Raw genomic sequence first — 15,851 nt, forward strand, 5'->3', positions numbered from 1 at the left:
TTCTCCCTATGGGTCGTTCCCGGCGGTAACACCGCTGATCAATTGATAGCTAAGCAAGTCTACAATGTCATGTGGGTCACGGATCATTGGTTGGCAATCTTTGCGTAGGTTCGCCAATAATGTCGTGTCTGAAACGGCCGTGGTGTCGGCATCGGCAAGGCTAATGAACGCAAAGCGCAGCTTTGTTCCCGGGGCGGCTTGGGCAATTTTGGGTAAGTCGGCGGGCAGCACAGTGCCTATACGGGGATAGCCCCCAATCGTTTGGCATTCTGACAACAAAACATAGGGCACCCCTTCGCCTGTCATCTGAATGTCGCCCGGCACGATGAGGTCGGAAGTGATATTGAGCGCGCCATCTAACGAAAAGCCGGCCCCATGGTGGTCAAGCCGGACACCTTGCCGATTGCCGCGCGGGCTTCGAACGAATGTCGTCTGCGCAAAGGTGGTTTTGGTGGTGTCACTAAAGAATGCGGTCTGGGGGCCGGGCATCACGCGGATCATTCCACCAGTGGTCCGATCGTCAGTTGTTAACCGCATTGGGGCGGACGTGGTGTCACTGTCGGCACCAATTGGCAGCGTGTTGCCCGCTTGTAGCACTGCACCGATGCCTGCCGTTAGGTGTGTGGACCTGCTTTCCAACACGGGATCGGTCTGGATACCACCTGCGAAAGACAGATAACCGAAGGTGCCGTGTTTGGCACCGCCGATGTTTAGCCGTTGTCCGGCCCGTAGAAGGATTGTTGTGTTATGTGGGGCAGGGCTGTCGTCGATGGTTGCCTGCATGTGCGCCCCGGTCAGGACAATCCGGGTGTCGGTGCCTGTACTGAACACCCCACCAAAGCCCATCATCTCTAACCCTGCTTGTGGCGGTGTTCCTAGTAACGCTGCGGCCTCAAGGATCGCTAGCCGATCCGCTGCGCCGCCGGTTGAAAGACCTTGGGCGGTCCACCCCGGGCGCCCTAAATCTTGCACGGTGACACCGGGGCCGATGCTGTGAATCGTAAGTGTCGGCATCAGCGCAGTACCTTGCATGTGGCACCGCCATTGGTGTCGGTTCGGTTTTGCAACGCGGTTAATTCACTGTCGGTGACGGCGCAAAATTCCACGGTGTCGCCGGGGTTAAATGCAAAAGGTTCCGGGGCATCGGGTTGATAGACCCGAAATGCAGTTTGCCCGATATGCCGCCAGCCCGTCGGCGCGTCCGCTGCGAAAATAATAAGCTGACGCACCGCGACGACCAAAGCGCCGTTGGGCATTTGCGGGGTCAATTCACTTTGGCGCGGTATGTCCCAATGTGGCGGCAGCATCCCCAGATAGGGCTGCCCGGGGGCGAACCCCAGTGCGATGACACGCACGCGTTGCGATGTGATTTCTTTGACGGCTTCTTCTTGTGTCACGCCTGCCAGTTCTGCAGCCTGTACCAATTGCGGTGCATGGTTAGGACCAAAGGCCACGGGAATGCGCCAAAGACGGCGGGGGCCACTGTCCTGCTTTTCAGGGCGTTCAAGAAGGTCCACGATGTGCTGGGTGATCTCGGCACGGTTGGTTCGCTGTGGATCAAAGCCGACCCTGACAGAGGTCAGAGAAGAGGCAACCTCGGTCACGCCTGGCAGCCCGGCATGCATGATTTGCGTCCGAAAAGAGAGCGCTTGGCTGTTGGCTTCGTCCGTTAAGACGCGCGCGAAACGTACCAATACGCCGTCGACGCCTAGCGGGCAGATTTCAGGTTCGGTCATGGGCAATTTTCGATAGGTCCGCCCTTGGCCACCCAGTCGGTAAACCCGTCTTTTAGGTGTGACGCCTCAAACCCCATTTCGTTCAGGGTTGCGACGGTCAGCGCGGATCGCCAGCCAGAGGCACAGTGAAAGACGAAACGTTTGTCTTGGGCAAAAATGTCTTTGAAGTAGGGGCTGTCGGGGTCGACCCAGAATTCGACCATGCCACGCGGACAGTGGAAGCTGCCGGGGATCGCGCCGCTGCGCTGGCGTTCACGCACATCGCGCAGGTCAACGAACACGACATTCGGATCATCTACCATCTTGACCGCATCAGCCGTATCGACCTCGGCGATCTTTTCGCGGGCGCTGGCGACCATGGTCGCTGCTGTCGTTTTAAGTTGTCGCAAATTCGCCCCCTTCGACCAGTTGCGCGCCTATTCTACGCACAGCGGCAAGCAACATGTCCAGATCGGCACGCGTCGTTCGGTGATTTGTGATGTTCACCCGGATCACGGTTTGCCCGTGGATCAGCGTGGTTGACGGTACCGCGATCCCCTGCAGCTGTAGCTGGATCACGATTTCTTCGTTTAAACGGCTCAGGTCGATGCCTGACGCGACATAGCTAAAACAGCAGATATTCAACGCAACAGGCGCGAGTGTTTCTAGGGCAGGGTCCGCATCTATCAGTTCCGCCAAATACTGCGCCTGATCACAGTTTTGCGTTATCATCCGCCCCAGTTTTTCTGTCCCGTGTTCCATAAGCTGCGCCCAAATTTTGAGCGCGCGAAACCCGCGTGACAGTTCCGGCCCATATTCAGTCGGCCAAGGGTTTCCTGCAGCGACACCACGATCAGTGCCTTTAAGGTAATCGGGCCGTTCAGAAAACGCGCGGCGATGCGCATCTTCGTCTTGGATCAGCACAAAACCAGCGTCGTAATTCACATGAAGCCATTTGTGGAAATCAAACGCGATGCTGTCGGCGCGGGTAAGGCCCGATAGGCGTGGTTTGATTTTGTCGCTTAATATGGCGGTCGCGCCAAATGCACCATCAACATGGAACCAAAGGTTTTCAGACTGCGCAATGTCGGCGAGCGTCTCTAGATCGTCAATCGCACCGACATTCACCGCACCCGCCGTTCCGATGATGGCAAAAGGCGTAAGGCCCGCAGCGCGATCAGAAGAAATCGCGGATTGCAGCGCATTAGTGTCTATTTCAAACGCATCGTTCACAGGAATTTTGCGCAACGCAGCAGTCCCTAACCCAAGCATATCAAAGGTCCGCGCAACGCAAGAGTGGGTTTGGGTGGATGTATAGCCAACCAACTGGCCAGCTTGGACGCCTGTTTTGCGCGAGACGAAGTTGCTCATGCGATCACGGGCGGCCTTTAAGGCCACCAATGTCGCGATGGATGTCCCGGATACGACCAGACCGCTTGCGGTTGCTGGAAATCCGAACATCTCCTTGCACCAGTTCACGACCTGCTTTTCGATGTAAATTGCGCCGTGGTCACGCCCGCCTAAATTTGCGTTCATTGCGGCGGCGACCATGTCGGCCATAAGGTTTGATGGGGTCCCTGATCCGTGAACCCAACCAAAAAAGCGAGGGTGCGTATTCCCAACCCCATAAGGCAACAGGTCGGCCAGCTGGGTGTCGACCTTTGTAGCGTCGCCTTGTACCGGAATTGGAGGCGTGGACTTAAGATCATCTGGGACAGGCGTCCAAACACGCCCTTCGCGGGCGTTCGCCATCTTGTCGATTGATTTGTCCAACATCGCGTGCGCTCTTGCGCGGAACGCATCCCAATCGTCAGGGTCCAGAGAGTGTTCAGTCATTTTGCCTCGCTATTTATGCAGAATAGGAAGGTTGCGCGAAGAAATGACAAGTCGTGATATCACTTTTTTGAAATACCGAACCGTTGCTTCATATTGTGGGGGTTAAATCCGTGTTACGCGACATGGGTGACACAAATCTGGGCAAATGCTCATAATGTGTGACCAATTTGCGAATGTGGTCAGGTTTTTCTGGGCTGACCCACTGGAAACCATAGACCTGCGCCCCTAACTAGGGGCGGATTGCGGTGTGGCATTCTGCCCGACCAAAGCTCTATTGATATCGAAGGATAAACGACATGTCTCAGGATGGTTCTCCGGATTTGACCGGCAAACTTACGTTTGATGGCGACAAAGGAGCGGGGCGGTCAAAATGGGTTGCTATACTGATGGGGCTGGCGATGGTCGGCTGGATGGGAAGCGGTTATTTCGCCCCAGTAGAGCCTGAGGACGAAAATGCAGATGCTAGCGCGCCAAGCTTGGTGACCGTAGCAGTTCTTCCTTCGGCGGCGCAAGATGTGCAACTCGTGCTGGCGGCGGAAGGGCAATCTATCCCAGATAGGTCGACTGAAATCCGTGCCAAAGCAAGCGGTCAAATCATCGAGGTGCTGGTCGAACGTGGCGATCTGGTGACATCTGGTCAAGAAATCGGCCGTATCGACGCTGAGACAATCGAAGCCCAAGTTCTACAGGCCCAAACACAACTGGCGCAAGCGACCCGCGATTACAATAACGCGGTTGCTTTGCAAGATCGCGGTCTTGCGACCGAGGATCGTGTATCTGCTGCCCGCGCAGCAGAGGCAGCGGCAGAAGCTGCGGTAACCGCCGCAGTCGAGCAGTTGGACAACACTGTCATCACGGCACCGTTTTCCGGCCGTTTGAATGATATGACACTTGATGAGGGCGAGTTCGTAACCAATGGTGATGCCGTGGCCGAAGTCTTGGACAATGATCCGCTAACGGTTGTCGTGCAAGTTCCGCAGCAAGCGCTTTCCCGATTGAACAAAGGCGATACTGCGCAGGTATCGTTTATCACGGGAGAAGAACGGACGGGTGTTATCGGTTTTATCGGCAGTAATGCAGACGCCCAAACCCGGACGTTTCGTGTTGAAGTTACGGTTGATAACCCGAATAGCGAAATGCCCGCGGGTCTAAGTGCGCGTATCGAGATACCGACGGGGCAGGCCCGGGGCCACTTTATCTCGCCAGCGATCTTATCGCTTGGCACCAGTGGTGATCTTGGGGTGAAAACCGTTGCCGAAGGTGACGTCGTTGCGTTTAGCCAGGTTTCTATCGTGCGGGCGCAACCGGATGGTATCTGGGTGACCGGGCTACCCGACGAAGCGGACATTATCACAGTTGGCCAAGGCTTTGTGAATGCGGGTGACGTTGTCAATCCGCGAGCGCCTGTTGCCGACCAAACAGCGGATGCATCGCAATGAACGCCATAATTGACGCTGCCTTTAAACGCAGCAAGGTTGTCCAACTGGTTCTGGTCTTTCTGCTTATTGTGGGCGCGGTTTCTTATTCTGCGATCCCAAAGGAAAGTAACCCAGAAGTCCCAATTCCAATTGTCTATGTGTCAACAAGCCTAGACGGTATTTCACCCGAAGATTCCGAAGACGTGCTTGTCGGTCCTATGGAGGTTGAATTTGCGTCGTTGACCGGCCTGAAGTCGATGACGGGTATGGCGAGCGAAGGCCATGCAAGTGTGCAGCTTGAGTTCGAGCCAGGCTTTGATTCTGATGAGGCGCTTGATCGGGTACGTGAAGCGGCTGACAAAGCCGAGAATGAGCTTCCTCAAGATGCGAATGTCACGGTCACCGAAATCAACACTGCGCTGTTTCCGATTTTGACAGTCATTCTGTCAGGGCCGGTACCCGAACGGACGCTAAACACCATCACCGAGGATCTGAAAGACGATATCGAGGCTCTGGGTGGGGTGCTTGAGGTTGATGTGGGTGGTAAGCGTACCGAATTGCTAGAGGTTCTTATCGATCCGACGGTTTTTGAGACCTACAATTTGTCATTTGATGAATTGATTGGTTCTATCACCCGCAACAACCAACTGATCGCCGCTGGCGCAATCGAGAGCGAAGCGGGGCGTTTAGTTTTGAAAGTTCCCGGTCTGATCGAAGACCTAGAGGACGTCATGGAACTGCCAGTCATGGTGCGCGACCAAACGGTTGTGACCTTTGGTGATGTTGCGACAGTCCGCCGGACTTTTGTTGACCCAACAGGGTTCGCCCGGATTGATGGCCAGCCTGCGCTTGCGCTTGAGATCAAGAAGCGTTCCGGCGCGAACATCATTGAAACAGTTGCTGCTGTCCGTGAGGTCGTAACCAAGTCTAGCGAAGCTTGGCCTGAAAGCGTTCATATCCGCTATACGCTGGATGAAAGCGAAACCGTGGTTTCAATGCTTTCCGACCTAGAGGCGAACGTAATTGCGGCGATTTTCCTTGTGATGGTTGTTGTGGTTTATGCCCTTGGTTTCCGGTCCTCGATTCTTGTTGGTCTTGCTATTCCGGGTGCGTTTCTGACGGGTGTCGCTGTGCTGTTCATGATGGGCTACACAATGAATATCGTTGTGCTCTTCTCACTCATTCTTGTTGTGGGGATGCTGGTTGACGGGGCGATTGTGACCGTCGAATTGGCAGATCGTTACCTTCATGAAGGACGGTCGCCCAAAGCGGCCTATGCCGAAGCGGCTAAGCGGATGGCATGGCCCATCATTGCGTCGACAGCGACAACCCTTTGCGTGTTCTTGCCGCTGCTATTTTGGAAAGACATCGTTGGCCAGTTCATGAAATTCTTGCCTATTACGGTGATTTGCACATTGGCGGCGTCACTATTCATGGCACTGATTTTTATCCCTGTGATGGGTGGCATTATCGGCAAGCGGCAACCGCAGTCTGCCAAAGCGCAGGCGCAAATGTATGCGGCGGAACGTGGTGATCCTCGCAAGATGACAGGCTTTATGGGCGGCTACGTGCGTGTTCTGGAATGGTCACTTTTGCGCCCTTGGATCACGCTTAGCTTTGCGGTTATGGCGCTGGTTGGTTCGTTTGTTGCATACGGTACTTTTGGTAACGGGCTGACGTTCTTTCCATCGGTCGAACCCGACTATGCGCAGGTAGAAGTGCGCGCCAAAGACAACTTCTCTGTCTACGAACAAGATGCATTGGTGCGTCAGGTCGAAGCAAGGCTTGAGACCTACGGTGAAATCGCCAGCATCTATTCGCGATCAGGTTCATCCAGTAGCACCGGCGATGTGATCGGGTCGATCCAGCTTGAGTTGACCGAGTGGGATACGCGCCGTCCGGTGGCATTGATTGCCGAAGACATTCGTGCGGATATGGCACAGATTCCAGGCATCGACATTCAGGTCCAAACGGATTCGGGGGGGCCAGGTGGTGGCAAGCCGATTAACCTTGAGATCCGCGGCAACAATACTGTTGATCAAGAGGCTAGCGTTCAAATCATCTTGGACGAAATGGAACGCATGGGTGGGTTTATCGACATCGTCGACAGTCGCCCAAGCCCGGGCGTGGAATGGCAGATCAGCGTTGACCGATCAGAGGCCGCACGCAGTGGTGCTGATGTTGCCTTGCTAGGTCAAGCGGTTCAGCTTTTGACGCGCGGGATTACCGTTGCAGATTACCGCCCCGACGACACCGACGAAGAAGTCGACATCGTTGTGCGGTTCCCGGCTGTTGATCGGACGCTTGCCGAACTTGAATCATTGCGTGTTCCAACCGCGTCGGGCCTTGTTCCGATTTCGAACTTTGTGTCGTTTATCCCTGCTCCGCGTAGTGGGATCATCACGCGCATTGATCAAGAACGTGTTGTGTCTATTTCTGCTGACGTTGCGCCGGGTGTTTTGGCAAATGATCTGACTGTCGCTCTTGAGGACGGTTTGGGGGATCTTGGATTGCCCGCTGGTATTGACGTGAAATTCGGTGGTGAAGCCGAAGATCAGGCGTCATCCATGATCTTCTTAATGGGGGCATTCGTCGCGGCGATTGGGCTAATGTTTGTGATTCTTCTCACGCAGTTCAACAGCTTTTGGCAGGCATTCATCGTCATGTCGGCGATCATTTTTTCGATTGCTGGTGTGTTGCTGGGTCTCATGATTACCGGGCGTCCGTTCGGTGTTGTTATGGGCGGGATCGGTGTGATCGCGTTGGCGGGGATTGTTGTGAACAACAATATCGTCCTGATCGACGCATTCAACGAGTTCAAACAAGAAGGGCTTTCTTCGCTAGAGGCTGCTTTGCGCACTGGTGCGCAGCGTTTACGCCCTGTGGTGCTGACTTCGGTGACGACAGCGTTGGGACTGATGCCGATGGTGATCGGGCTGAACATCAACTTCTTTACACGTGAAATCGTTTATGGCGCGCCGTCCAGCCAATGGTGGACCGAACTGTCTAGCGCGATTGCGGGTGGTTTGGTGTTTGCGACAGTTCTGACGCTATTGGTGACACCGGCGATGTTGATGCTGGGCGAACGCCGCGCGTCACGGTCGGTTGGGAACGCGGCGCCGATGCCCGCTGAATAAGGCGGCCACTACAACAATAGAAAAAGGGCGCGACCATCACTGGTCGCGCCCTTTTTGTTTCTTTTGCTTCGCTGATTACTTCAGATCAAAGCGATCAAGTTCCATCACTTTAGTCCACGCAGCAACGAAGTTGTCCGCGAACGTCGCTTTTGCGTCGTCCTGTGCGTAAACTTCTGCGATTGCGCGCAGTTGCGAGTTGGAACCAAACACGAGGTCAGCACGTGTGCCTGTGCCAAAGACTTCGCCAGTTGTGCGATCACGACCTTCGAACAGGTTCGCGTCACCTTCGACTGGTTTCCATTCTGTCTTGATGTCCAGAATGTTCACGAAGAAGTCGTTGGTCAGTGCATCAGTTTTGTCTGTGAAGACGCCGCTTTTGCTATCGCCGACATTCGCGCCAAGTACGCGCAGGCCGCCAACCAGAACAGTCATTTCTGGCGCGGAAAGTGTCAGAAGCTGAGCACGGTCTACCAGCAGCTTTTCAGCCGGAACTGAGAAGTCTTTTTGCAGGTAGTTACGGAAACCATCTGCAAGTGGCTCTAGCACGTCATAGCTTTCGACATCGGTGTCTTCTTGCGACGCATCTGTACGGCCCGGTGTGAATGGAACAGTCACATCTTGGCCCGCATTTTTCGCAGCTTGTTCGACAGCAGCGCTGCCGCCCAGAACGATCAGGTCAGCGATAGATACTTTCTTGCCGCCGGACTGCGCCGCGTTGAACGCGCTTTGGATGCTTTCCAGTTTAGCCAGAACTTTGGCCAGCTTTGCCGGTTCGTTTGCTTCCCAGTCTTTTGCAGGAGCCAAGCGAATACGCGCACCGTTTGCGCCACCACGGTTATCTGAACCACGGAATGTAGACGCAGACGCCCAAGCTGTAGAAACAAGTTCCGAAATTGTCAGGCCAGAACCCAGCAAGTCAGCTTTCAGCATTGCGATATCAGCGTCGTCGATCAGATCGTGATCAACAGCAGGGATTGGGTCCTGCCACAGTAGATCTTCTGTTGGAACGTCAGCACCAAGGTACAGTGATTTTGGGCCCATGTCGCGGTGTGTCAGTTTGAACCAAGCACGTGCAAATGCATCTGCGAACTCTGCAGGGTTTTCCAAGAAACGCTTGGAAATTGGTGCATAGATCGGGTCGAGCTTCAGCGACATATCTGCGGTTGTCATCATTGGCGCGTGACGGCGCGACGGATCGTGTGCATCTGGCACAGCGTCAGCCATTGCACCGTTTGCAGGCTTCCACTGGTGGGCGCCGGCCGGGCTTTTGGTTAGTTCCCAGTCGTTGTTCAGCAGTGTTTCAAGGAAAGTCATGTCCCACTTGGTTGGTGTTGGGCTCCATGCGCCTTCTAGACCACTGGTCGTTGTGTGAACGCCCTTGCCGCTTTCGAACGCGTTTTTCCAGCCAAAACCCATTGCTTCCATAGGGGCAGCTTCTGGTTCTACGCCGACAAGTGCAGCATCGCCAGCACCGTGCGTTTTACCGAAAGTGTGGCCGCCAGCGACCAGAGCAACGGTTTCTTCATCGTTCATCGCCATACGTGCAAAGGTATCACGTACATCACGACCGGATGCCAGTGGATCAGGTTTACCGTCAGGGCCTTCTGGGTTGACGTAGATCAGACCCATCTGAACCGCAGCAAGCGGGTTTTCCAGTTCGCGGTCGCCGGAATAGCGGCTGCCTTCTTTATCAGATGTCGCTAGCCACTCAGACTCGCCACCCCAATAAATGTCTTCCTCTGGTTCCCAGATATCTTCGCGACCACCAGCGAAACCAAAGGTTTTGAAACCCATTGATTCGAGCGCGATGTTCCCGGTTAGGATCATCAAGTCGGCCCAAGAAATTTGGTTGCCGTATTTTTGCTTTAGCGGCCACAACAGGCGGCGTGCCTTGTCGAGGTTGCCGTTATCTGGCCAGCTGTTCAGTGGCGCAAAACGCTGTGTACCTGAACGTGAACCGCCACGGCCGTCAGCTGTACGGTATGTACCAGCACTGTGCCACGCCATACGAATAAAGAACGGGCCATAGTGACCATAGTCAGCAGGCCACCAGTCTTGGCTGTCTGTCATCAAAGCGGTTAGGTCAGCCTTGAGTGCTTCGAGGTCGAGCTTTTTGAATTCTTCAGCATAGTTGAAATCCGCACCAAGCGGATCAGATGCTGGTGTGTTCTGATGCAAAATGCGCAGGTTTAGCTGATTTGGCCACCAGTCACGGTTTGACCGCCCTGCGAATGTCGTGTGCACTGCACCTCCGTGTGCAACGGGGCACTTTCCGACGTTGTCTCCGTCCATGTTTTTCTCCGATCCTGGCTGGGTCTAAGTATGTTGGCTAGCTATCACGACACGAGTGGTTCGTGCCGGTCGCGGATCATTTAGCATAGTTTTAGAATTAGTTTAAGTTGCATTTTTTAATTGTTACGATAACTTCACATTATGAAGAATTTGACGCTTAAACAATTACGCTATTTCGAAGCCTTGGCGCGGCACGGTCATTTTGGCCGTGCGGCGGATGCTTGCTCTATCTCGCAACCTGCTTTGTCGGTTCAGATTAAAGAGTTGGAAGAAAGCCTAGGAACACCGCTTTTTGAACGTAGCCCAAGGCATGTACGCCTGACATCATTTGGTGAAAGTTTCGCCGGGCGGGCGCGATCTATCCTTCAATCGGTTGACGAATTGGGTGAAATGGCGCGTGCGGCCCATGGCGGGTTGTATGGGCGGCTTCGGATCGGGGTGATTCCGACGATCGCACCATATCTTCTGCCCAAACTGATTAGCCATTTGGATGAGGCGCACCCTGAACTTGACGTGCACATTCGTGAAACAGTGACACCGCGATTAATCGATGAACTTGCTGATGGTCAGATTGATGTGGCGATTGTTGCTTTGCCTGTGTCAGAACCTTGGATGACCGAGGTCCCATTGTTCGATGAAAGCATGGTTCTGGTGCGACATGAATCGCAATCAGAACTGCCCGTGCCCAGCCCCGACGCATTACGGGCCATGAGGTTGCTTTTGCTGGAAGAGGGGCACTGTTTTCGCGATCAGGCGCTCTCATTCTGCAATATGCAAACCGCTGTTCCACGGGAAGGTTTGGACGGCAGTTCGCTTTCGACGCTGGTGCAGATGGTCGGCGCTGGCATTGGCGTGACGTTGATCCCTGAAATGGCAATTTCAGTCGAAGGGCGAGCAGCGCCAGTTTGTGTGAACAGATTCACTGGGAAACAACCGAGCCGAACAGTGGGGATGATTTGGCGCAAAACAAATCCACTGGCGCACCAGTTCGACGCACTTTGCGATATCGTCCGTAAATCGGGGCAACCGTAATGTACAAAATAAACCCGCTTAATCCGATGCTTTCTAAGGATTTGGATCTATTCACCCTATGCCAAAGCGATACAGCGGCAGAGCAGGGCATCTATAATTTGCCGCAAGACGTGAGCGTGGTCGAAAACCTAACGCGCCTTTGTCAGCAGGTATTGCAGCCCGCGATTACGCATTTCGATCTCCCGTTGTTTATCACAAGTGGATATCGCTGCCCCCGTTTGAATGCTGAAATCGTTGGATTACCGGATTCGCAGCATTTGCGGGGCGAGGCGGCTGATATCATGATGGGCGGTATTGCGAATGACACGTTGGCGCTTTGGTTGATCGACAACACCGATTTCGATGAACTGATCCTTGAAAAGTTCGACCCGCGTTGCGGCGAATATGGCTGGGTGCACGTATCGTGTGTGGTCACTGGGAATCGAAAAAAGGTGTCGACCTTTGACGGCGACACCTTTCATGATGGGTTTCACTATTTCGACCTAGCGGGGAAGTAGATGCGCCCCTTGCGGTACCGGATCGTCAAAGGTTTTTAAGCTGTCGCCAATCGCTTCTTCCACCAAATGCTGGATCAGTTCGGAAAACAGGAGCGGCGGATCGGCCGCTTCCCAAAGGAAGAACCCATATGATCCGGGGATCGGGTTGATCTCGTTGAACCACAATTCGCCAGTCTCATTGTCGACCATAAAGTCGATCCGTGGTGCACCGCGCAAGCCAAGAACCGAAAACGCCGCCGATGCATATTCGTAAATACGCGCCTTCAGCCCTTCGGGGATGTCGGGGTTAATGTCGCGGGTTAACGACAGCATCCCCTGCGATGGGACGGGGGCGTTACCCAGTTTGCCGCCCTTCTTGGGTGGGCCGCCGTCGCCAGAGGCGAGATATTTCTCTTTAAAGTCCAGCAAGTCAGCGGAAGATTTGGGGCGTTCGATCGCAGAGTGACAAATCTGACCGTCACGGAATGTCAGGGCAACGTTGTATTCGACCAAGTTTTGGACTTTTGGTTCGACCAGCGCAAATCCGTCTTGGCGCAGTACCGCTTGGCTAAGCGCGATCAGGGTTTCGTCGTCTGTCGCGATGCCGACCCCGATGCTGGACCCAAGGTTGGCGGGTTTTACAATCGCAGGGTAGCCAATTTGCTGGGCGACCTTTTGCGCAAACGCTTTGGGGTGTTGCAAGGTCGCATGGTTTGCGACCACATGATCAACGACATTCACACCGACGGTTTTAACAATCGCTTTCGTCGCGTCTTTGCGCATCGCGATGGCAGAATTTGTGGCGTTAAACCCAGTGACAGGAATGCCGAGCAATTCCATCATACCTTGAATGCGGCCGTCTTCGCCGTAGGGGCCGTGGAATACCGGTAATACGCAGTCAATATTCTTAGACCAGCTGCCGTCAGCGGCATTAATACAAGGGCCATTGTCGCCCCATGCAAATGTTACTTGCTTTAGCCCACCGGGACGCGGCCGAAATGCAGCAAGGTCGCGCAGGCGCGGCCCATGCATAAAGCGCCCTTCGAAATCCAAGTACACAGGAATGATGTTCAATTTGCGCAGATCTGCGGCGTCCATCAATTGTTGGGCGCTGACAACGCTCACATCGTGTTCTTGGGTTGGTCCGCCAAAGACAACTGCTATATTTAGCTTGGTCACGTTGTACTGTCCTAGAATATCGTTTGCCTCAGTGATAGTTATACGTCCAAGGGCAGGCAAGCGCCACAGCAGGTGGTGCCAATAGATAAAAAGGTGAATGCGGATGAAGCCAATCGCAAGCGTCGAACTGGGGCAGCCAGATGGACCCGTTGTTGTCTTTGCCCACGGTTGGGGGCGAACCCATGCAGATTTTCTGCCCGTGGCGGAATTGATCGCGGGGCAGGCGCGCTGCATTCTGTTCGATCTGCCCGGTTTTGGTGATACGCCCCGGCCAGACGATGCGTGGGATACGAATGACTATGCCGACTACATGCGTACGGTTCTTGCTGAAAAGATTGGCGATAAACCGTGTATCTGGGTTGGTCACAGCTTTGGTGGTCGTGTGGGGCTGCGATTAGCAGCGCAACAGCAAAGCCCTATTGCACAGATGGTGATTGTTGCCGGGGCAGGTGTGAAACTTCCTCGCTCTCTTTGGCAACAGCTTCGTGGTCAATGGCGTAGCTTCTTGTTCAAACGCAAAAAGGCCCGCGCGACAGATGATTACGAGATCATCGACCTAGAAAAGGAATACGGCAGTGCCGATTATGTCCATAGTCGCGAGATTGGGATGCGCGACATCTTTATCCAGACGGTTAAGGAAGATCAGACAAATGATGTAGGGCGTATCATCGCGCCGACGCATTTGATTTACGGATCAAAGGATACCGCCACCCCGCCAGCCGAAGGCCGGGTACTGCACGCTCATATCCCGAACTCCACTTATATAGAGTGTCCTGAATTCGACCACCTGTCTGTCCTGACACGCGGACGGCACCAGATTGCAAACGTGATCAAAGATATCCTGACCGAGGCCCGCACATGATTATTCTCGCTAAACTGATCGTCATGGGTGCGCTTGGCTATTTGCTGCAAACGCGGCTGCGCACGCTGCTCGCGTATTTCCAGCAAGAGGAATACGACGGTGCCCGTTATGTCGGCGCGCTGCAATCTGTGCGCCTGTACGATGTGCGTGCAAGTGCTGCCATTTTGGTCGCGCTGGTGATCACGTTCATGACAGGCCCGAGCGCCGTTGTGCTGTTGATCCTTGCGGCGACGCTGGGTGCAATCATCTGGGACGAGAAACGGTACCGCTTTAAAAAGCCGCTCGCGATGACAGAGCGCGCACGCCGGATCTATCTGCTTGCGGCAGCATTTTTGGTTTTGCCGTTCTTGATCAGCTTCTACTGGCTGATCTTCGCGATCATCACCATTCAGCTTGCCCCCTTTGCCTTGATCGCTGCTAATCAGGTGCTTGCACCGTTCCAGCAACGCATCAACGACAAGTATATAGTAGAGGCCCGCGAAAAGCTGGCACGTATGGATCCACAACGGATCGGGATTACTGGCAGCTTTGGTAAGACGACGGTTAAACACATTCTTGCAGAGATCCTCGAAGGATCAGCGCCCGTATTCTATAGCCGGGGCAGTATTAATACTGTGCTGGGGCTAACCCGGCATATCCGCCAGCGCCTGCAATGGTCGCACAAGTATTTCATCGCCGAGATGGGCGCATATGGTGAAGGTTCTATTAAGCGGCTTTGCGATTTTGCACAGCCGACCCTTGGTATCGTAACCGCAGTGGGCGACGCACACACGGAACGCTTTGGCAGCATCGAAGCAATCGCGCGGGCAAAGTCAGAACTGGTAGAATATGTGTGTAGCAACAACGGCACTGCCATCATCAATGTCGATGTGTTGCGCCATGAGCCGTTTGCAAAACTAAAAGAACAATACGGTAAGCAGGTCATTTCAGTCGGTGCGCAGGATGCGGACGTGATCGTGAATGCGCAAACGGCTGCAGGTGGTGGCTGGACGATTGGCTTGCACTGGGTTGATGGATCGCATGCTGATGTTAGCTTTGATCTGCCATTGCTGGGTGATCATAACGTGATGAACGCCGCGCTGGCCGTTGTCTTGACGTTGCATGTTGATCCAGCGCTGGTCGATGACCTGCCGTTCTTTACAAAGACAGTCTCGCAAATCCCGCACCGTTTGCAAAAGGTCGAGAACCCCGGTGAGCCGCTGATCCTTGATGATGCGTATAACGCGAATGAACTGGGCTTTAAGTCTGCCGTCGCCACGATGCATGATCTTGCCAAAGAACGTGGCGGTCGCGCGATCCTTGTGACGCCGGGTGTCGCTGAGCTTGGGTTAGAGCATGACGCGGTTCACGCCCGACTTGCCCAGACATGCAATGATTTCTGCGACACAGTGTATGTAGTGAACCCAAGTCGGATCCGTAGCTTTGCAGATGGGCTTGATAAGGAGCGGGTAAAAGTGGTCGAGGTGGCGTCGTTCTATGAAGCGCGCGCGAAGATCGATGCAGATATCCAAACCAACGATGTTGTGCTGTACGAGAACGATCTTCCTGACCTCTTGGAGGAGCAGCGTTTTCTCTGAAGGGTGTTCAGCAGCTTAAGAATCAAAAATCCCGGCATTTTGCCGGGATTTTTGATTCTTTGGTGAGTGTTTTGGTGTTTTGTTTGGATTGGGAGTGTTTGATTCCGGTGATTGTTGTGGGTTATTCTGTGGATAAGTCTAGATATTGTGTGATGTGTTTGTTTTCTGCTTAAGGAAATGGCGTTTGTTGGCTTTTCCCTGATGTGGTTTGGTTGTTAAGTATTTGAATTTGTTTGATTAAAAATGAATGTCACAAAAACTTTGAGAATTATTGAAAAAGGGGTTGCGGGCATCTCTTAGTAACCTTAGAACCCCCTTCACCGGCGG

Annotated in this window: 12 protein-coding genes; 6 read left to right on the forward strand and 6 right to left on the reverse strand. The window is 53.9% G+C overall.

Annotated elements, in window-relative coordinates; all coding sequences use genetic code 11:
• Positions 1-6: 6 nt before the first annotated feature.
• Genes CYQ09_RS16035 through CYQ09_RS16050 form a run of 4 tightly spaced genes read right to left on the reverse strand, consistent with a single transcriptional unit; the run spans position 7 to position 3,551 of the window.
• Positions 7-1,014 (reverse strand): biotin-dependent carboxyltransferase family protein, encoded by a 1,008-nt coding sequence (locus CYQ09_RS16035; protein ID WP_106746419.1) that lies wholly within the window; start codon positions 1,012-1,014, stop codon positions 7-9.
• Positions 1,014-1,736, reverse strand: coding sequence for a 5-oxoprolinase subunit B family protein (locus CYQ09_RS16040; protein WP_106746390.1), 723 nt, complete (start codon positions 1,734-1,736; stop codon positions 1,014-1,016). Before CYQ09_RS16040 ends, CYQ09_RS16035 begins: the two co-directional genes overlap by 1 nt.
• Positions 1,733-2,125: a rhodanese-like domain-containing protein gene (locus CYQ09_RS16045; protein ID WP_106746391.1), complete on the reverse strand. Its 393-nt coding sequence runs from the start codon at positions 2,123-2,125 to the stop codon at positions 1,733-1,735. The genes CYQ09_RS16040 and CYQ09_RS16045 overlap by 4 nt, the downstream gene beginning before the upstream one ends.
• A complete protein-coding gene (locus CYQ09_RS16050) occupies positions 2,112-3,551 on the reverse strand; it encodes a pyridoxal phosphate-dependent decarboxylase family protein (RefSeq protein ID WP_106746392.1) in 1,440 nt (479 codons plus the stop codon). Before CYQ09_RS16050 ends, CYQ09_RS16045 begins: the two co-directional genes overlap by 14 nt.
• A 296-nt stretch (positions 3,552-3,847) precedes the next feature.
• On the opposite strand from CYQ09_RS16050, the gene CYQ09_RS16055 reads away from it, so the two are divergent.
• Positions 3,848-4,990 carry an efflux RND transporter periplasmic adaptor subunit gene (locus CYQ09_RS16055; protein ID WP_106746393.1) on the forward strand — a complete coding sequence of 381 codons (1,143 nt, stop codon included), beginning with the start codon at positions 3,848-3,850 and terminating at the stop codon, positions 4,988-4,990.
• Positions 4,987-8,106: an efflux RND transporter permease subunit gene (locus CYQ09_RS16060; RefSeq protein WP_106746394.1), complete on the forward strand. Its 3,120-nt coding sequence runs from the start codon at positions 4,987-4,989 to the stop codon at positions 8,104-8,106. Before CYQ09_RS16055 ends, CYQ09_RS16060 begins: the two co-directional genes overlap by 4 nt.
• A gap of 75 nt (positions 8,107-8,181) precedes the next feature.
• On the opposite strand, the gene katG is transcribed toward CYQ09_RS16060, so the two are convergent.
• Positions 8,182-10,398 carry a catalase/peroxidase HPI gene (gene katG, locus CYQ09_RS16065; protein ID WP_106746395.1) on the reverse strand — a complete coding sequence of 739 codons (2,217 nt, stop codon included), beginning with the start codon at positions 10,396-10,398 and terminating at the stop codon, positions 8,182-8,184.
• Between the two features lie 141 nt (positions 10,399-10,539).
• Between katG and CYQ09_RS16070 the strand changes: the two genes are divergently transcribed.
• Positions 10,540-11,430 (forward strand): LysR substrate-binding domain-containing protein, encoded by an 891-nt coding sequence (locus CYQ09_RS16070; RefSeq protein ID WP_106746396.1) that lies wholly within the window; start codon positions 10,540-10,542, stop codon positions 11,428-11,430.
• Positions 11,430-11,927, forward strand: coding sequence for a D-Ala-D-Ala carboxypeptidase family metallohydrolase (locus CYQ09_RS16075; RefSeq protein WP_204353974.1), 498 nt, complete (start codon positions 11,430-11,432; stop codon positions 11,925-11,927). Before CYQ09_RS16070 ends, CYQ09_RS16075 begins: the two co-directional genes overlap by 1 nt.
• On the opposite strand, the gene CYQ09_RS16080 is transcribed toward CYQ09_RS16075, so the two are convergent.
• Entirely contained in the window at positions 11,913-13,085 is a 1,173-nt protein-coding gene (locus CYQ09_RS16080) for a D-alanine--D-alanine ligase (RefSeq protein WP_162617700.1), read from the reverse strand. The genes CYQ09_RS16075 and CYQ09_RS16080 overlap by 15 nt on opposite strands.
• Before the next feature lie 103 nt (positions 13,086-13,188).
• On the opposite strand from CYQ09_RS16080, the gene CYQ09_RS16085 reads away from it, so the two are divergent.
• Both CYQ09_RS16085 and CYQ09_RS16090 read left to right on the forward strand, forming a co-directional pair.
• Positions 13,189-13,947 carry an alpha/beta fold hydrolase gene (locus CYQ09_RS16085; protein ID WP_162617701.1) on the forward strand — a complete coding sequence of 253 codons (759 nt, stop codon included), beginning with the start codon at positions 13,189-13,191 and terminating at the stop codon, positions 13,945-13,947.
• Positions 13,944-15,524 (forward strand): Mur ligase family protein, encoded by a 1,581-nt coding sequence (locus tag CYQ09_RS16090; RefSeq protein WP_106746398.1) that lies wholly within the window; start codon positions 13,944-13,946, stop codon positions 15,522-15,524. Before CYQ09_RS16085 ends, CYQ09_RS16090 begins: the two co-directional genes overlap by 4 nt.
• Positions 15,525-15,851: the final 327 nt, after the last annotated feature.

Source organism: Yoonia maritima, assembly GCF_002933395.1.
GTDB classification, from domain to species: Bacteria; Pseudomonadota; Alphaproteobacteria; order Rhodobacterales; family Rhodobacteraceae; genus Yoonia; species Yoonia maritima_A.